This is a genomic window from Pseudoalteromonas sp. SIMBA_162, assembly GCF_046535955.1.
GTDB lineage: Bacteria > Pseudomonadota > Gammaproteobacteria > Enterobacterales > Alteromonadaceae > Pseudoalteromonas > Pseudoalteromonas marina.
In genome coordinates, this window is the sequence record NZ_JAWJBQ010000002.1 from 1 (window position 1) to 19,008 (window position 19,008).

At 40.5% G+C, this 19,008-nt stretch carries 15 protein-coding genes; 2 read left to right on the forward strand and 13 right to left on the reverse strand.

Annotation, left to right across the window (positions count from 1 at the left end; all coding sequences use genetic code 11):
- Positions 1 to 82: 82 nt before the first annotated feature.
- From R0J88_RS01675 to R0J88_RS01695, 5 genes are all read right to left on the reverse strand, one after another.
- Positions 83 to 385: a hypothetical protein gene (locus R0J88_RS01675; RefSeq protein WP_410898868.1), complete on the reverse strand. Its 303-nt coding sequence runs from the start codon at positions 383 to 385 to the stop codon at positions 83 to 85.
- A gap of 195 nt (positions 386 to 580) precedes the next feature.
- On the reverse strand, positions 581 to 1,243 hold the full coding sequence (locus R0J88_RS01680) for a hypothetical protein (protein ID WP_410898869.1): 663 nt from the start codon (positions 1,241 to 1,243) through the stop codon (positions 581 to 583).
- 115 nt (positions 1,244 to 1,358) lie between these two features.
- The gene (locus R0J88_RS01685; protein ID WP_410898870.1) at positions 1,359 to 1,931 is read right to left on the reverse strand and encodes a hypothetical protein; all 573 of its coding nucleotides are present in this window, start codon (positions 1,929 to 1,931) and stop codon (positions 1,359 to 1,361) included.
- A gap of 85 nt (positions 1,932 to 2,016) precedes the next feature.
- Positions 2,017 to 2,589, reverse strand: a complete 573-nt coding sequence (locus tag R0J88_RS01690; protein WP_410898871.1) for a hypothetical protein — start codon at positions 2,587 to 2,589, stop codon at positions 2,017 to 2,019.
- An 82-nt stretch (positions 2,590 to 2,671) separates the two neighbouring features.
- Positions 2,672 to 3,172: a hypothetical protein gene (locus R0J88_RS01695; RefSeq protein WP_010556388.1), complete on the reverse strand. Its 501-nt coding sequence runs from the start codon at positions 3,170 to 3,172 to the stop codon at positions 2,672 to 2,674.
- A gap of 375 nt (positions 3,173 to 3,547) precedes the next feature.
- On the opposite strand from R0J88_RS01695, the gene R0J88_RS01700 reads away from it, so the two are divergent.
- On the forward strand, positions 3,548 to 3,679 hold the full coding sequence (locus R0J88_RS01700; RefSeq protein WP_410899017.1) for a hypothetical protein: 132 nt from the start codon (positions 3,548 to 3,550) through the stop codon (positions 3,677 to 3,679).
- A 168-nt stretch (positions 3,680 to 3,847) separates the two neighbouring features.
- Here the strand turns inward: R0J88_RS01700 and R0J88_RS01705 are convergent, their stop codons facing one another.
- The 5 genes from R0J88_RS01705 to R0J88_RS01725 form a co-directional block, all read right to left on the reverse strand.
- Entirely contained in the window at positions 3,848 to 6,103 is a 2,256-nt protein-coding gene (locus tag R0J88_RS01705) for an acyl-CoA dehydrogenase (RefSeq protein WP_058429757.1), read from the reverse strand.
- A 472-nt stretch (positions 6,104 to 6,575) separates the two neighbouring features.
- On the reverse strand, positions 6,576 to 7,604 hold the full coding sequence (locus tag R0J88_RS01710) for a zinc-binding dehydrogenase (RefSeq protein ID WP_410898872.1): 1,029 nt from the start codon (positions 7,602 to 7,604) through the stop codon (positions 6,576 to 6,578).
- A 9-nt stretch (positions 7,605 to 7,613) separates the two neighbouring features.
- Positions 7,614 to 9,026 carry a TolC family protein gene (locus tag R0J88_RS01715; RefSeq protein ID WP_410898873.1) on the reverse strand — a complete coding sequence of 471 codons (1,413 nt, stop codon included), beginning with the start codon at positions 9,024 to 9,026 and terminating at the stop codon, positions 7,614 to 7,616.
- Positions 9,019 to 12,171 carry an efflux RND transporter permease subunit gene (locus R0J88_RS01720; RefSeq protein WP_410898874.1) on the reverse strand — a complete coding sequence of 1,051 codons (3,153 nt, stop codon included), beginning with the start codon at positions 12,169 to 12,171 and terminating at the stop codon, positions 9,019 to 9,021. The genes R0J88_RS01715 and R0J88_RS01720 overlap by 8 nt, the downstream gene beginning before the upstream one ends.
- A 10-nt stretch (positions 12,172 to 12,181) precedes the next feature.
- Positions 12,182 to 13,351 carry an efflux RND transporter periplasmic adaptor subunit gene (locus R0J88_RS01725; protein ID WP_006791714.1) on the reverse strand — a complete coding sequence of 390 codons (1,170 nt, stop codon included), beginning with the start codon at positions 13,349 to 13,351 and terminating at the stop codon, positions 12,182 to 12,184.
- A 120-nt stretch (positions 13,352 to 13,471) separates the two neighbouring features.
- Between R0J88_RS01725 and R0J88_RS01730 the strand changes: the two genes are divergently transcribed.
- A complete protein-coding gene (locus R0J88_RS01730; protein WP_033018912.1) occupies positions 13,472 to 14,410 on the forward strand; it encodes a LysR family transcriptional regulator in 939 nt (312 codons plus the stop codon).
- Here R0J88_RS01730 and R0J88_RS01735 read toward each other — a convergent pair.
- The 3 genes from R0J88_RS01735 to R0J88_RS01745 all read right to left on the reverse strand — a co-directional run bounded on the left by R0J88_RS01735 (position 14,407) and on the right by R0J88_RS01745 (position 19,008).
- A complete protein-coding gene (locus R0J88_RS01735; RefSeq protein ID WP_021032407.1) occupies positions 14,407 to 15,441 on the reverse strand; it encodes a GGDEF domain-containing protein in 1,035 nt (344 codons plus the stop codon). The genes R0J88_RS01730 and R0J88_RS01735 overlap by 4 nt on opposite strands.
- Positions 15,442 to 15,546: 105 nt before the next feature.
- Positions 15,547 to 16,518, reverse strand: a complete 972-nt coding sequence (gene moaA / locus R0J88_RS01740) for a GTP 3',8-cyclase MoaA (protein WP_006791711.1) — start codon at positions 16,516 to 16,518, stop codon at positions 15,547 to 15,549.
- A gap of 198 nt (positions 16,519 to 16,716) precedes the next feature.
- Complete coding sequence (locus R0J88_RS01745) at positions 16,717 to 19,008, reverse strand: molybdopterin cofactor-binding domain-containing protein (RefSeq protein ID WP_410898875.1); 2,292 nt, start codon at positions 19,006 to 19,008, stop codon at positions 16,717 to 16,719.

Sequence of the window (19,008 nt, forward strand, 5' to 3'; positions counted from 1 at the left end):
CGCAGAGGCTCACCACTTTTAAAATTTGCAGTTAATAGCTAAATTTTACTAGTCGTCCACCTCAGGGCGTGTTGTTATGTTTTCAATACGTTGCAACTTCACTAAGCCACCAATTTAACTTATCATCCAATTCCCAAATTTCGACGGTAATTACAGACAATTGAATTACTTGTTTCTCTGATTGAAAATCTAAAGCTTCTAATTCTAATTCTCCAGTTTCCCAAAGTGTCGCTCTTGAAACTAACTTTTCTGTATCAAGATCTATGTAGCGAGCTTTTTTAGAATCACCTAGTACTTTAGTGATAGTAGCTTTATAGCCTTCACTTTCAAATATCTTAGTTTTAGATATTTTCCATTCTTCTAGGTAACTCAGGAATTTATTCATATCGTGTAAACTTATTGTGATAACACTGAAACATAACTTCCAAATATGGGGCGCAGACACGTGTGCAATAATGGCGAAGCCGCACGCGTGTTTGCGTCCCAGCGAGCGGCAGCGAGTGCCATAATTTGTTTGTTAGGAGCGTACACGTTGAACCTACTTCTCACCCAAATTGGGTCACTAATAAGCCAAATTAAACTATTCACTTGGCGAATTTGATAATACCCTTTCGAAAATTTCTTCAGTAAAGGTAACAAAAACTGCCGCTGCCCCAATATAATTTTCAATTTCACCTACGGGAAACTTTTCCCTTGTAGCTAATTCGTGAGCATGCATATGTCTTAGTTTGAACAACTTCTCTAGCTGACCCAAATCTTTGCCAAAAACTTCACCAATCAGTCTATTATCGCTGTCCGATAACGATTGCTGCTTGTAGAACTTTATGTAGTCGGTATCTAGTAGAATTGTTAAATGCGAATTTATATCTGACAGATTGTTGATAGGGAGTAAGTGAGATATGTAATCTCCCAAAGTGATTTCTTTTTTTTGAAGAGCAACTATAATTTCAGCATTAAACTTTATTTCTTTAAAGTTTGAAACCCGATCAAGGTAGGGCTGACCTTGGTTAATTACATCTGCAATTAGCAGGCGAATGTACCCTTCCACACAAGCTACATAGCCAATGGCACTATATTTAAGCCATTCTTCTCGCCACTTTATAGATTTATCTAATGCCCTAATCTGTCTAAACCCCTCTACCAAAGGGTGAACTCGTCGCAGAAATATATCACTACGGCTTCCATTCTTATGATTTCGGTTTTTTTTCTGGAGAATTTCCTCTACATAATTCCTTTTAGCCAATTAGAGCTCCTAACACCCAAATAAGGGGCAGTAATACATGGGCTAAAATCGGAGCGAAGCGACAGAGCCCATGTATTACTGTCCCAGCGAGCCCGCGAGCAACTTAATTTGATTGTTATACGGTTTTATAAAGTGTTATGCTTTTAGTTTTCGAAACATTCAATAAAAGTAGAGTGCTATTTTCAATACTTTCCTCATAAGCATTCACTGTCTTATCGTCGTTGACAACTCCTAAGGGGTTTATTTGAGCATCTATTCCAATTTTCAAACAAGTAGATATCACTTCATTGCGAATAGCCTCTTTACTTAACCCTTTGTTGAGATGAGGCTTTCTAAAATTGTATAGCCACCCATCATTTCTTGTAATACATCGCTTAAAACAATCTAAACTTTTTTTATATTTCAGAAAGATATCATTTGGCAATTCTAAAGTTGTTGTATTCATAATAACGGTGTCATCCAAAAGCTCTACTCTATAAACATATCCATCCTGGCCGTTATCTTCTGTTAACCTCTTTGCCATCTTCTCTGCCACGAGAAAATTTGTCGAAAGCCAAATTCCATTTGTGGGTTCTGTAGTTTCTCCTCCACCTAAACCGATTATGAATTTTTCTAAGTCTTTTATAGCGGTACCGTGATAATAAATAATAACAAATTCTCCATTTTGTTTACCGTATAACGCCCGCATAAGTGGCGCAAAACGCTCGGCTATACTAAGCGAAGAATGAGCGCAGCCAAGCTTTTTGCGTCCACCCTTAATGCGTTTGTTATGCTTACAACACCCTGAAAGATTCCACCCATTGGCTATAACTATCTGTATTTTCTTCTAATTTAGTAATCGGCTTGGGGTTTTCCAAAGGTAACACTTTTGAAATAAACGCAATTCTATTTTTATATAGTTTAATGGTGCATATCCACGTGCTAGCCACGGTTTGATAAGTCCCCTTAGCTAAGAATTTGTGAGAGTTAGAATCAGGAAAATTTCGTTGCTCTATGACATTGAACTCGCCAGTAGAGCGAAACCTATTTTGAGAGTGTTCATTTACAATGTCGGGAAGAACTTTTTGAAATTGTTCAGTTGTAATTTCTTTTGGCAGTGTAACCCACTCAATAGTGTGTAATCCTTGAGGAGTCCAGTAACCTGAACCAATGAAAAAGTCGACGAATAATTGATTGGGATAAACAGTATCTTTGGCATTTGGATGAACCAACGCGGGTAAATCTACGATAAATTCGTTATTTGGGGATGTATATGTTTCATTTTTAAAGTCCATCCTTCCTGAAACATTTAACGTAGAACATGACATCAAGAATAAAGCCAAACCAAGTATTGCCGTAATTCTCAAAATTAACTCCTGTAAGCATAACGCCTCATTCAGAGGCAAATAATTGTTGGCTACAATAGCGACGCAGGAGCAAAGCCAACTGTTATTTGTCCTGCTGAAATGACTTGTTAGGTGAAAAATCACCAAATTTTAAATTACTGCTAGTAGAAGCATTGCATTCTAACTGCCAATGGAAGTGATTGTTTGCTGGGTTCATATAATTGTATTTTACAATCGTTATCCAATCATTTTTGTTTTGGGTTACTTCAAACGTCTGATTTAAAAACAATGCACCTCGTAGTATTTTATATATCTGCTGTGACTTTATAAATGGATAAGTAACCACATAATCATACTCATCGTCACTGCCCATATAATACCAACGGTTTCCAAATTTAGAATCTAGTGTTGTACAGATAGTGCTTTTTAATTCCGTTATATTAATCTCATCAGCATATAAAGTAGGTGCTATCTGTGCAGCTGCTTCTTTACTTGATTGAGATACAACATGACCAGAGGCTAATCCTACAGTAGCTGAGGTCTCAAGCAGGCTACAACCTGAGTTTATTGTTATAGATATAAATATAGCGAATATTAGCCGCATTCTCATTTCACCTAACATGTTTATAGCGAGCTAATCGCGCGTATTTCTACCACAGCGTAGCTCGTTTTCTTATTGGTTTATTATTAACAAACTTGCCAACTAATTGCCAGTGTTATTAAATTTCACCCGCGCGCGTTTTCTTCTTAGTATAAAACGAGCGAATGGGTCGTTTTCTTGACTATGCGAGCGACGAAGCCATGGCTGTGCATATATACAGCGCTAATTTGACGAATTGAAAATGAAAACTCGCTCTGCGTATTTAAATTACATTGCCGACTATATGCTCACTCGACAGTATTCATTAAGAACTATTAATGCTTATTTGAGTTGGGTCCAAACTTTATTCACTTTCACAACAAACGCCACCCAAGCTCAATGGGTAATTCAGAAGTCGAAGCGTTTGTAGACCATATTCTATTAAAACGTAACATGCCAGCTAAAACACAAGCTGCTAATGGAGTTGTTAGCCTTATTCAAAATTATGAGCGTCTCTTTCTAATACTCTAGCGTTACATATTCGCTTTAAGACCAATATCGCTATCTATTGCTACTTTAAAAAACACATAAAAAAGCCCCGTTTGGTTTTAATCAAACGGGGCTCCACACTAATTAGTCACTTAAGAATAAAAGCGCCGATTTTGCTGGCGCTTTGCATCATTGAATTAGCTTTGTAGCTTACTGGTTAACCACACTTTTGAGTGGGTTAACTGGTTGTGCGTTGTCATCTAATATGTTCATATCAAAATCGAACTCATCAACACGAATCGCTTTTTCACGTTTCTTGTTGTAATCAATTAACTGAGCAAACTCAGCATCTGTAATTACGTTTGCAGCAAGTGCGTTTTCAAGCGTAATGCTAAAACGAGCACCTGGCTTGATGGTTCTTGCACGTAATGCTTTTTTAACTTTTGCAAGTTCAGCTAGTGATGCAATTTTAGCTTTATAAGCTTGCTCGTTAATATGATGACCGTCGCCTTCAATAGGCTTAACTAAATGCGTTATTTGCGCTTTAAAGGCTGTATCAAGCTGTGCTTGTTCAGCTAATTCGCGGATTAAATCATCGCTGATTTTTGGCATTTTAGTTGAGTAGTTCATTGTAACGAAACGAATAAACTTACGAGTACCACTTGCAGGGAAGTTATCTAAGAACTTGTGCAATGCTTCTTCTGCGCTTTGTAGTGCAAAACGAGTTGCATAATGGAAGTAAGGTGCTGCTTGCTCGCGCTCGCTGCTCGCTACTTTTTGCTCGTAGTATTTAATTGATGCCATAGCTGCATACAAGAAGCTCATTACATCGCCTAAACGTGCTGATAGCATTTCTGCTTGCTTTAATTTACCGCCAAGTACTAACAACGAGAAGTCAGCGTATACTGCAAGTTTTGCAGATAGTTTGTGTACTGCTTTTTCGTAGTCACGTACTTCTGGTAATGCTGAGCTTGCGCCAGCTGTAAATGGTAATACACCTAAACGGAATGCACGTAAGCTGTTTGCGGTACTGTAACCAATTGTTTTACGTAAAATACCGTTAAATTCTGCATCAGCGCCTTTGTCGTCGCTGTGGATTGATTCAACCATAGATTGTAAGTATGGGTGACAACGCATAACACCTTGACCAAATATCATCAAGTTACGAGTAAGGATGTTTGCGCCTTCTACAGTAATTGCAATAGGTTGTGCAACGTAGCCACTTGCTAATGTATTTTGTGGACCGTTTTGAATCGCTTTACCGGCTTGAATGTCCATCGCCGAGTCTAATACGTCGCGGCCAAGTTCAGTCATGTGGTATTTAGCAATTGCCGTTACTACCGACGGTTTTAAGCCCATGCCTAAACCTTCAGTTGTAAGTACACGCATTGCTTCTTGAAGGTATGTTTTACCCGCAATGTCAGCAAGCTTTTCTTGAATACCTTCAAACTGACCGATTGATAGGCCAAACTGCTCTCGTACTGCTGCGTATTCAGATGCAGATTTAAGTGCAACTTGCGCTGTACTTACACCTAGCGCGGGTAGTGAAATACCACGGCCAGCACCTAAACAGCTAACCAGCATTTGCCAACCACGGCCGATGTTTTTCTGACCACCAATAACAAAATCCATTGGTACAAATACTTTGTTACCACGTGTAGTACCGTTGTAAAAACGGATACCCATTGGATCGTGGCGATTACCAAGTTCTACACCTGGGTGCTCTTTTGGAATTAAGGCACACGTGATACCTAGGTTTTCTTTACCACCTAGTAAACCATCTGGGTCAACTACTTTAAATGCTAAACCAAGAACAGTTGCGATTGGTGCAAGTGTGATATAACGTTTGTCCCATGTAATTTCTAGGCCAAGAACTTCTTCGCCGTTGTGCATGCCTTTGGTTACTTTACCAACGTCTGGAATGCCACCTGCATCAGAACCCGCTTCAGGGCTTGTTAGGGCAAAACATGGGATGTCTGTGCCGTTTGCTAAGCGTGGTAAGTAATGCGCTTGTTGCTCTTGCGTACCGAAGTGAAGAAGTAGCTCACCCGGACCTAATGAGTTAGGTACCATTACTGTTACTGCTACTGCAGAACTTTTTGTCGCAATTGTGCCAACAATTGTTGAGTTTGCGTAAGGGCTAAACTCTAAACCACCAAATGACTTAGGAATGATAAGCGAGAAGAAACGTTCTTTTTTCAAAAACTCTAAAATGTCATTCGGTAAGTGAATGCCATTTTGAATTACTGAATCGTCAATCATGCCTAGTAGCTCTTGTACAGGGCCGTCAAGGAATGCTTGTTCGTCAGCTGTTAGTGTAGCTGCTGGTACATCGCGTAATGCACTGAAATCAGGCTTACCTTGATAGATAGAACCTTCAAGCCAAACATCACCCGCGTCTAGCGCTTCTTGCTCAGTGATAGAAATACTTGGTAAAACTTTTTTTAACTTTGTACGTAAACTCATGATTGAACTCATCCGACCAGATAAATAATACCTACATTACGTCATAAAAATCGCTTTAGATCAATTACTCTATTCAATTAATTAACAGTTTTTTCAATTTATTTCCTTTACTCGAACGTAAACTGTTGAAACACAAAGGCTTACACCTGTACGCTGAAAATGATAAATTTTTTAAGATTGATGGATAAAACGCCGTGCAAAGGCACCAAAAAGCAAATAATCTGCAAAGCGGGTAATGAATTAGGGTGTTTTTTTAAATACAGACTGTTTTAATTTTTAAATTTAAGCCTGATTTATTGTATTGAACAGGGTAAGTTGACACGTTAAATACGTGATTTATGGCCACTCAAGTTTTTTAAAATGCTTTTGCTTATTAGTGTAAATGTATAAAAAATAATAAGTGAATGACACCTAAAAAAGGCATAAAAAAACGCAGCTTAAACAGGCTGCGTTTTGTATTAATCAGAGTTTTTTAACAGCCTACTTTTACGACATGCTTGCCTGTAAAACCACCCGCGAGCTGCGTGTTTAAGGCATTAGATACCGCATTTGCGTTAAACTCAACAGGCGTTAAGGTCGGTGCTTTAATATCACCATTAGTGGCGCCTTCGAGTAATAAATTACCCATAAAGCTCAAGCGTTGCTGCGCACATAAACTATTAGCGAGCCATGCACCACCAAGCGACACAACACTTATATTTGGCGCGCGCCGGTACATTAGATCTTGTTCAAAACAAGGTAATGGATTTAAACACGCTATCTTTCCGCAAAAACGCATGAGTTCGATATTACGCGCTGTCGACTCACCACCCACGGTATCGATTACTGCATCGAACCCTTGCGGCCCTAGCTCTCTACGAATTTTTTCACACAACTTTTTATCGTTGTAGTCAAACACAACATCCGCGCCAAGCTGTTTAACGAGTTTATGGTTTTTCTTAGAGGCTGTTGCAAATACATCAGCGCCACGCTGTTTAGCGTACTGAATAGCAAACTGCCCCACTGCACCTGCTCCACCTTCAATAAAAACAGTTTGCCCTTCGGTGATACTAATTTTATCTAAGCTAATTAGTGCTGCCATTCCGGCGCAAGGCAGCACAGCAGCAACCGCTGGGTTTAACTCTTGCGGTACAATAGACACTGCAAAATTAGGCACTTTTGTGTATTCACTCAGTACCCCTTGCCCACCTACGTTGGCGTGCCACATGACTCGCTCGCCAACATTAGGAAAAATCCCTTTACTTGCTTTTACTACAACACCTACCGCATCAAGCCCCAAAATATGAGGGTACTGCCACTGACAAAAACCTGATTTTGCAAAATGCCCATCAACGGGATTTAAACCAACATACTCTACTTTTATCAGTAGCTCGTTACCTGAACACTCAGGAACAGGTAACTCAATGTCAGCTAAATTTATTTGATCATTCGGTTTTTCCAATACAATGGCACGCATTGTGTGCGGTATAGTATTTTGCGTTAAAATATCAGTATCAGACATCGTTAAACTCTACTTATTTGTGTTACTTAGTGCATAGCTCCATTGCCCATTAAATGATTGGTACGCATTGACCTTAGCAAGTAACGATAAAATGGTTGTTTCAACTGCATTTTCTTGTGCTATTAAAACATCCTGCCGCGCATCTAACAACTCTAGATAAGGGATTTGGCCTTCTTCATACATGGCTTCTGCTTGTAAAAATGCTTTATTAGCAAAGTCATAACGTTCATCTGCAAAACGTTTTTGCTGTGCCTGATTAACTAAACCCTGCAACGAAAGCTCACTTTCACTAAGTGCTTTAAGCACCACGTTTTGATAATCGCTGTAAGCGGCTTCACTTAAAAACTGTTGTGCGTCTCGTTGTGCTAAAAGAGCAGGATAGCTTAAGATTGACCATTGCAACTTAGGCGCAATTTGCCATTGCTGCTGTGTATCGCTAAAGCCATTACTACCTAGACTTAACACACCTGAAAAACCACTTAGGCTTACATCAGGTAGTAAAGCTTTACTGGCTGCCACACTTAAACTATTGGCTTGGCTAAAGTCATAAATTGCACGGCTAATATCTGGCCTCAGTGCAATAGCGGCATTTGGCTTACTAAGTGTTACGTCAAATTTATTGCGTAACACACTCAGTTCATTTGTTAATTCAATATTTTGAGTTAAACGCGCTGTAAGAACAGCAAGCGTTGATAAATCACTGTACTTTGCAAACTCAATGGCAGGAATTAACGCTTGTTGCTGGCGTAATTGCGCTAGGGTGCGGTTTAAATCAAGCTCACTTGCAACACCTTCATCAACCCGCGCTTGTAACACATCAATACTTTGCTCAAGCGCTTGTATTTGTAAGCTAATAATGCGCTGTTTTTCAGCATTGCCTTGATAGCTAACAAACCCTTTAACAACCGCTGAAACAACTTCAATTTGGAGTAAACGAACTTGCTCTGCTTGGCTCATAGCCGATGCATTTGCGGCATCAACTAAAGCAGTCACTCGGCCAAATAAATCAAGCTGCCAATTAAGTGCAAAATTAGCACTTGATTGACGTGAGTTTGTATCTCCTAAGCCGCTTCTTTGAGCGCCTACCTCAACACCACCTTGCGGTAAATATTGTGCTTTTTGCTCGCCCAGCCTAGCTAATGCACTTTTTAGTACAAGCTGACTTGTTTTTAGGTCGTAGTTTTTAGCGAGTGCATCTGATACTAATTGGTTTAGCTGCTCAGACTTAAGCGCGTGCCACCAGTTAGTTTCATCTGCACCACTTAGTTGGTCAGCAACTGCAGCACTGGCAACAAATTCGTTAATTGTTTTTTGCTCGTCAAGCACGTCAACCTTACTTGCACAGCCAGATATGAGCGTGACCATTAATACAGAAGCTACGGTTAACTGTGTTTTAAACCGCTTTGCTATTTGATTAGTCATTTGATAACTCCTGTGTGTTACCTTTTTTCTTTACAACAAGCATGTAAAACACCGGAGTAAACAATAAACCAAACACGGTTACACCAATCATTCCAGAGAACACGGCATTACCCATTGCATGGCGCATTTCAGCCCCTGCACCCGTTGCTAGTACAAGTGGTATAACACCCGCTGTAAACGCGATTGATGTCATAAGTATTGGGCGTAAACGCATACGACATGCCGCTAATATTGCATCAATATGCGATAAGCCTGTATCGTTTTTATCTTTTGCAAATTCAACCATTAATATCGCATTTTTAGAGGCCAAGGCCACCAGCACAATAAGCGCTATTTGCGTAAATATATTGTTGTCTGAACCTACAAACCAAACACCAAGTAATGCTGAAAATATCGTCATTGGAACAATTAAAATAATTGCCAATGGTAAGCGTAAGCTTTCATATTGTGCAGCCAATACCATAAACACCAGTAACACAACTAATGGGAACACATACACCATAGTGTTGCCTGCTAATACTTGTTGGTACGTTACTTCAGTCCATTCGTACTCGATACCACTGGGTAAGTTGTCGGCCAAAATAGCCTCAATTGCCAGTTGAGCTTGGTCAGAACTAAAACCAGGTGCAGGACTGCCGTTAAGCTCTGCGCTTGGGTAACCGTTGTAGTGCATTACACGGTCTGGGCCAATTGTTGGCGTAACCGTTAGGATTGAGCCTAATGGCACCATGTTACCTTCACGATTTCTTACTTTGAGGTTAAGGATTTGATCAGGGTCTAGACGATAATCAGCATCAGCTTGCGCATTTACTTGGTACGTTCGGCCAAACATATTAAAATCGTTTACATACACAGAACCCAAGTATATTTGTAAAGCATTAAATACTTCGTCAAGCGGTATGCCTTGAATTAACGCTTGTTCACGGTCAATATCAATATCCATTTGTGGAACTTGAATTCTAAAGCTTGAGTAAAGCCCCATTAATGCAGGATCTTGTTGCGCTTTACCAATCACTGTTTGTAGGCTGTTAAATAACGCTTCAAAACCTTTGTTTGCTCTGTCTTCAATTTGAAGTTTAAAGCCACCTGTAGTACCTAAGCCTTGAATTGGCGGCGGTGGAAATACTGCAACAAACGCTTCGTCAATTGCTGCAAACCGTTGATTTAACTGCGCGGCTATAGCCATGGCCGATTTACTCGGATCGGTTCTATTTTCAAATGCATCTAACGGGGTAAACACAATCCCGCTGTTAGGGCTGTTGGTAAAGCCATTTACTGATAAACCTGGAAACGCAACCGTATTAGCTACACCTGGTACTTCAAGTGCAATTTGCTGCATTTGTCTAAGTACATCCTCAGTACGGTCAAGGCTTGCTGCATCAGGTAGTTGTGCAATGGCAACTAAGTACTGTTTGTCTTGTTGTGGAATAAATCCACCAGGTACTGCATCAAACAGCTTAATGGTTCCACCTACTAGGGCAACATAACCGATCATTACAATAAAGCTCATACGAATTAGTTTTTTAACTAATTTTTCGTAGCCTTTTGCGCCTCGGTCAAATACACGGTTAAAGGGTTTAAATAACCAGCGACCAAATAGTTTATTTAACAAACGTGTGAATGCATCTGGCTTAGTATCGTGAGACTTTAACAACAGTGCCGCTAATGCTGGCGACAGCGTTAACGAGTTAATTGCTGAAATTACCGTAGAAATAGTAATTGTTAAGGCAAATTGCTTATAAAATTGCCCTGACAGTCCGGTAATAAATGCCGTAGGAATAAACACAGCACACAATACGAGTGCAATGGCAATAATTGGCCCTGTTACTTCGCTCATAGCAACACGTGTTGCCTCAAGCGGCGATAACCCTTGTTCAATGTTACGCTCAACATTTTCAACTACAACTATGGCGTCATCCACCACAATACCAATGGCAAGTACTAAACCAAACAGCGACAAGGTGTTAATAGATACGCCTAACCACTGCATTACCGCAAACGTACCAATGAGTGAAATAGGCACAGCAATAAGTGGAATAATAGAAGCACGCCATGTTTGTAAAAACACAATGACAACAATCACTACTAGTACAATAGCTTCAAGCAACGTGGCAATAACAGCATCAATAGAGCCACGAACAAATACAGTAGGGTCATAAACTATGTCGTATTCTACACCTTCAGGAAAGTCTTTTGATAAGCGAGCCATGGTTTCGCGTACTTGGTCCGAAAGCTCAATTGCATTAGACCCTGGGCGTTGAAATATAGGCATTGCAAGTGCAGGTTGCGAGTCAAGCTCAGCACGCAAAGAGTAACTGTCTTGACCAAGCTCTACGCGGGCAATATCAGTAAGGCGTGTTATTTGGCCTTCATCACCCACTTTAATAATTACTTGTTCAAACTCTTCAATACTGTTTAAACGCCCTTTTACATTTAACAGCACTTGAAATTGACTGTCGTTAGAAACCGGCTGTGCACCCAAGCTACCTGCTGCTACTTGTTGGTTTTGTGAACGAAGTGCTGTTATTACATCGGTTGCGGTTAGCTCGCGTGCTGCTAGCGCATCTGGGTTTAACCATACACGCATGGCATATTTACCTGCGCCAAATAAACGCAAGTCACCCACACCCGGTAAGCGTGCTATTTCGTCTTTAATATATAGGTCGGCATAGTTAGACAAATACGCGGTATCGTGCGATTTTTCTGGTGAGTACAAGTGCACCACCATGGTTAAATCGGGCGATGATTTTTCAGCCACCACACCTAAACGTTGCACTTCTTCAGGTAAACGTGGCAAGGCGCTGTTTACACGGTTTTGTACTTGTACTTGGGCGCGGTCTAAATCAGTCCCTAGTGCAAATGTAACCGTCAGCGTCATACGACCATCACTGGTTGCTTGAGAAAACATATACAGCATGTTTTCTGTACCATTAATTTCTTGCTCTAACGGCGTTGCTACCGTTTGCGCTATTACCGTTGGGTTAGCTCCTGGGTAGCTTGCTGTTACAACCACGGTAGGAGGCACGACTTCTGGGTATTCACTTACCGGCAGTTGGAATAACGAAATACCACCGGCAATTAATATAACCAAAGACAGCATGGCCGCAAAAATGGGTCGCTGTATAAAAAAGTGTGAAAATTTCATCTAAAAAACCTTATTGCTTTGCGACTAAGCTTGAATCGTCATTGTTCATGGTGAACGCAACATCACTGCTATCAATGGTTACTTTGTTCGGTGCCACAGGCATACCTGGTCCAACACGAGCAGGGCCATTTACGGCTATTACATCGCCCTCTGAAAGACCTGAGGTGATGGCACGAAGAGAGCCATAACGCTCACCCACTGTGACTAATTTGTACTGCAGCACATTGTTTTCACCCACTGTCAAAACAAAGCGGTTTTTTAAATCAGTCCCTATTGCTCTGTCTGGCACAATTATTTGCTCTGTGACTGAATTAGCAGCAAGCTTAATACGCGCAAACGACCCTGCACGTAATTGGCTGTTATCCTGATCAAATACAGCACGCACACGCAGCGTACCTGTTGATGAGTTAATTTGATTATCAATAAAGTTTATGTACCCCTTGTAAGCAAAATCGCGTTCGCCTACTTTTTGCATTACAACGGCTTGGCGACTTTTTGAGGTCACATTACTAAAATCGCTATTCCAGGTGCGTTCGTCCACATCAAAATAGGCGTACATTTTTTCGTTAGAAACAATACTGGTAAGCACGCTTTGCCCTGCAATAATGTTGTTACCTTTCGTGATATTGGCACGCGAGATCACACCGTCGATAGGTGACACAATGGCTGTAAATTCTAAATCAAGTTCAGCTGATGTTAGCTGTGCTTGTAATGCAGCAAGTTGTGCTTCGCGTTGGCGTAATACAGAGGTACGTGACTCTGCTTGCTCAGTTGAAATTGCTTTACGTTCAGTTAAGCGCTCAGCGCGTTTAGCTTCGCTTTTTGCTTGCTCAAGCGCAGCTTGTGCACTGTTAACTTGGGCTTTTAAACTAGCAACAACCGCCGCAAACGGACGGTCATCAAGCTTAAATAATACATCGCCTTTTTTAACAAGGTCGCCTTCATTAAACGTAATTTGTTCTATAACACCAGATACTCGTGGCATAAGTGCAACTTCTTGCGGAGACTCTAAGCGAGTTGTGTAGGTGTGCCAGCTTTGTACTGGTTTAACAAGTACGTTAGCAACATCTATAGGTTGAAGAAATTGTGCTTGAGCCGAAGGCGGTGTGCTTTCATCAGCACAACCAGCAAGTGTTAAAAATGCGCCTGCAAATGCAGCAGCGATAAGGTGTTTTTTCATGAAGACGCTCCTTTAATTGATTAAGAACGCATACTACGGGTTATACCTGCGGACAAAAACCATAGATTTTTAAATTCATTAATGCCAAAATGGCATCAATAGTATTGTTTTGGTGGTTTTATGGATACGACAAGTCGGCTTTTAATGTTGCTTGAAGTGGTTGAGCAAGGCTCTTTTGCTAAAGCTGCCGAATTACGTAATATCGATCGCTCTGTGATCTCTAAACAAATTAGTCGTTTAGAAGATGAGCTAGGGGTTAGATTGCTAAACCGCACTACTCGCTCATTTTCACTCACTGCCGCTGGTGCAGAAATGATAAAAAAAGCCGGTGAGCTCAGAGAGCTGCTTGGCGAAACCGTGCGCATGGCCGAAAACTACCACTTAGAGCCTCGTGGCGTCCTCAAAATTACTTCATCAACACTCATTGGTAGGCGCTACTTACAACCTGTACTCAATGACTTTCAAAAGCGCTTTCCTCAGGTTGAAGTTGAATTAAGGCTTGATGACAGATTAGTAGATATTGTATCTGAAGGGTTCGATTTAGCATTTCGTATTGGGGAGCCAAAAGATTCATCACTCATTGCAAGAAAAATTGCACGAAATCGCTTATTAATTGTTGCGGCCCCCGAGTTTATCAGTACGTATGGTATGCCATCCACCATGGAAGAACTAGCAGATTTACCTGCGGCAAGTTATGCGAGCAACTCTATGAGAGTTGAAACAGTTGATTATTACAATAGCTCGGGTGAGCCATGTGAGCAAAAAATAAAAAGTGTGTATCGCGCCAACGACGCTGAAGCACTGCTCATGAAAGCCATATCTGGCACCGCTTATTTTGTAGCACCGGCATTTATAATCGGTGACGAAATTACTGAGGGTAAATTAATTCCTATATTAACGGATGTGAAGTTAATGGATTACAGTGCTATGTATGCTGTTTATCCGCACAGAGATTTACCTGTACGTACACGGTTATTTTTTGATGCAGTGCGCGAATATTTAGGAAAAGATAAACCAATTTGGGAACGCGGCATCCCAAACTTTGAAAAAATGTATTAAGCAGGTACTTCTATTTGCTTTAATTGCTCTTTTGAACTTGCATATACTTTATTTCGACCTAAGCGTTTTGCTTTGTAAAGCTGTTTATCAGCTGCAATGAAAATAGATTCAAGCGAGGGGTTAGCTTGATAGTCAGCTACACCAATACTGATAGTAAGTTTAATTGCATGCCCCTCAATATTAAACGGTGTTTTTTCAACAGTTTCTCTTAACTTTTCAGCTGCAAATAAGGCTTCGTCTTTGCTATTAAAAGAATGAATAACGGCAAACTCCTCACCGCCAACCCTAAACACGTACCCCTTTGCTAAGGTTATTCTTAAAAGCGTTGCAATTTCAGTAAGTACTTTATCGCCTACATCATGGCCAAATTTGTCATTTATTTGTTTGAAGTAATCTAAGTCGAGTAAAAATAAATAGGTATTTGTTTTATCAACCAGCTCTACTTCAAAATAGTGGTTCATTGATAACCGGTTACCTGCGCCAGTTAATGGGTCAAGTAGTGCTAGGTTTTTTAAACGTTTAGATGAAAGCGCGCGGCTTCCCTCAAAAATATGCGAAACAGTCCAAATACTGACATAGGCCAATAGTAAGTTAATCGCCATATTTAAATTTACTATAGGATCAGGCGAAGATTTACTTAATAAAATCAGTGATTGAATAAAGAGGACAGTACCTGAGAAGAAAATTCCGTATCGCTTTCCCATTAATAAGTAACACAATACAGGCAAAGCGAATGACCATACAAATAAGCCATATTTAGGTTCTGATATATAATTGGCGTACAAAACTATAATACAAACCAATACACACATTACAACAGACTGCCAAAACCGCAATGCATGCTTACTTAAATGATGAATGGTATACAGGCAATAAATTGAAAAACAGAGCTCTAAAAAGCCGAGCAAATAGACACCACTGAATACGTTTAATGCGCTAAAAAATAATGACACAGAACCAAAAAACAAACACATCCATACAAGAACGTGCTTTCTTAATGCTTTAGTACTATTTAGAGCGGTGATATCCATTCAATTAACTCAATAACGTCGAACTAAGGGATTATTCTACCCTGTAATAAATATATAACAAGTGTAACCGAGCGTTATTACACCACATTGTGGCATTTTTAACCGCTAACCACCCAGCATTGAAAGGTTAGTTGTTACACCTGTTTCGCCCTGATGTAGCAAATGAGTTGGTTTTTTAGTTTTAATATAACGAGATAACTGATCTATAAGTGCTTGGTTTGAGTTTTCATTCATGTACTCTCGTAATGAAATACCTTGCTCTGAAAACAAACAAAGGTGTAATTTACCCAAAGAAGACACTCTCAGCCTGTTACATGTGTTACAAAAGTCGTTGCTGTAAGGCATTATTAAGCCGATACGCCCTTGGTAATCAGGATGGTAAAACTCCTGAGCAGGACCGTCTGTAATGCTTCTAATGACAGGTTGCCACCCTGCTGCACGTAATCGTGCTTTGATTGACTGGCCCGATACGTGATTTTTATCAAAAAATGCCTTATTGTCGTTAGTTTGCATTAGTTCAATAAAGCGCATAGTGACTGGACGATGCTTTAAATACGCTAAAAATGTGTCGAGCTCTTGACCATTATATTGCTTCATTAACACGCTGTTTATTTTTACCGATTCAATACCGCTTTCTAACGCGGCGTCTATGCCTTTCATCACGGTATTAAATTTATCGTGACCGGTAATAGTATTAAACATTCTTGGATCAAGTGTATCAATACTCACATTAATCGCATTAAGCCCTGCATCTACCCAATCATTAATGTGCTTATGCATTGAAAAGCCGTTTGTTGTAGCGGCTATTTTTGTAATGCCCGGTGTATCTTTTGCCACACGAATAACATCTATGAAATCTTTTCTAAGGGTGGGTTCACCGCCAGTAATACGTAGCTTGGTAATACCATGATGCGCAAAAGCACTAATAGTATTACTGATTTCATTCAGTGAAAGGAATTCTCTGTCATGGTCACATTGGTAGCCATCGGGTAAACAATAAACACATTTAAAGTTACACACATCGGTAATCGATAAACGTAAGTAACTAAATTTTCGCCCTGCTGGGTCGATGAGCATAAAAAACCTTCACTTTACTTTGTTTGACTGAGCCTGTGAGTATTACAGGTTATGCTTTTGTTATGGTTGTAGGTTAACACAAGGATTTTTGCTTTATTAATATAAAATAAAGACCTTATGTATTTAATCTAATATGAGCCTAATAACTCGCACTGCAAAAGCGTGTAAATTTAAGGTTTACACGCTTTTGGTGTTTATTTAGGCTTTTAAACCTTTTACAACTGCACTTGGTTTCATTGGTAAGTCACGTAAACGTACACCTACTGCATTGTATACGGCATTGCCAATTGCTGGCGCAACGCCAATAACACCTGGCTCCCCTAACCCTACAGGAAACTCATCACTTTGCACAAACTCGATGTCCATTTCGGGTACATCTTGCATTCTGAGTGGAAGGTAAGTATTAAAGTTTGTAGCAGCTACTTGGCCATTTTTATAAGAGTTGGACTCATGTAAGGCCATACTCGCTCCCCATAATAATGACCCTTCTAATTGAGCCATCGCACCATCAGGATGTACAATTAAACCGGCGTCAACAACAGCGTATAACTTTTTAAGGGTGATTTTGCCATCGCTTTTGTTAACGTGAACATGGGCTGCAGTGCCAATCCATGCTGGCATGTGGCGCTCTTGCCCTGAACTAACCGAAAAACCAATGCCCTCGTTTTCGTTCAGCTTTATTGAGCTAACTTTGTCTGACACTTTTTTAAGTACATCATGTAAACGGCGCGCGCCACCCACACTTTCAGGTGCTTTACCCGCTTGTTTTCCTTCACCATCAAGCATTGATAAACGAAACTTAACCGGATCAATACCTTGCTTATGCGCTATTTCGTCTATAAAAGACTCAAGGCTCCATACAATCCAACCCGGTCCAACTGAACGTAACCAACCCGGCGTAAAAGTGCTTTGTGCTAACTCGTTATTGATAGCACGAGCACGATGGTTACTCATGCTATACCAGTGATCAGCACCTGAGGCAGAAAACGAATCAAATTTACCATTACCATCAACACCAGGAGCCAAAAAACCTGGCGCCATTGCTTTAGTTGGCCAGCCTGCAGCAAACGCATGCTCTAATGCGCTAAGCTCTCCCTTTTCACCGAACGAAGCGGTTAATTTAGCCGTAGACGCTGAGCGAGACTGATCAAATAAACTGTCATCTTCACGGGTAAATACAAGCTTAACCGGTTTACCTATTGCTTTTGCCGTTAATGCAGCAGGGACTGTCCAATCACCAAATAAACGACGTCCAAAGCCACCACCCAAATAGTAAGGACGAATAATGACTTTATTTTGCTCTATATCGAGGGCTTTGGCTAAAGCAGGTAACGTGAGTGATTGCCATTGGTTACCCGTATGTACAATCCAGTTACCGTTTTTAAATTCAGCTATGGCGTTAAGTGGCTCTAATTGGTAGTGACTTGCTGTCGCCGTGGTGTAAGTTGCATCAAATGTGTTTTTTGCATCGGCCAAAACCTGAGGCGTATTGCCTTCATCTACAAATAAAGTACCGGATGCGCTATCGTCACATAATTTTTTACCCTGCGCCTGAATATCTGCCTCGGAGACGTTGGCCGTTTTGCCTACCTGGTAGCTTACATTTAACGCATCAACCGCTTTAATAGCACTGTGATAATTGTCAGCCAGTACAACAACCCATCCCTCAACGGTATTACTAGGATCGTTTAATATTTCAAAACCGCGATAACCTTTAATTGCTTTTGCGCCACTGTCATCAACGCTTGTTACTTTACTACCGTAACGTGTTGGAGGAATAACCGGACGCGCATACACCATACCTTCTATTTCAACATCAATGCCATACACTGCTGTTCCGTTTGTTTTAGCGGGTATATCTAATGCTTTAAAATCTTGGTTTAAGCCGGTTAAATGACGTTTATTGGCTGGTTTTAAAGGAAGCTTTGCAACTTCTTCACTTGTAAAGGTAAGATTAAATTCACCTTTTTGTACAATATCAGCGTAACTTACCGATTGACCACCAGCAACAATTTGCCCTTTTTGTGCAATACATTGCTCTGGTTTAACCCCTAGCATTTTTGCCCCTGCATCAATAAGGGCTAAGCGACCTGCGGCACCCGCTTGCGATAGCGGTTTAAAACTTTGAAATACTGACCACGAACCACCTGTAACCATATATCCCCATTTCTCATGGGTGTCTACGTAAGTAATTGATACTTTATCCCAATCACACTCTAACTCGTCGGCCACTATTCGTGCTAAAGCAGTACCAATGTGTTGGCCCATTTCAGCCTTTGCAATGCTAACCTCTACCCCACCATTGGTATCCATTGTCCACCAAATAGTGGGTGAAAACGCCTGTTGTGAAATTGATTCTTTGGCGCTTAAAGAACCTGAAAGTAACGCAGGCGCAAATGCCATTATCAAGCCCGCACTAGCACTGCCAATCATAAATGAACGACGATTTAAGTTGACGGTTTCGCTGTTTTTTTGAAATAGTTTTTTCAT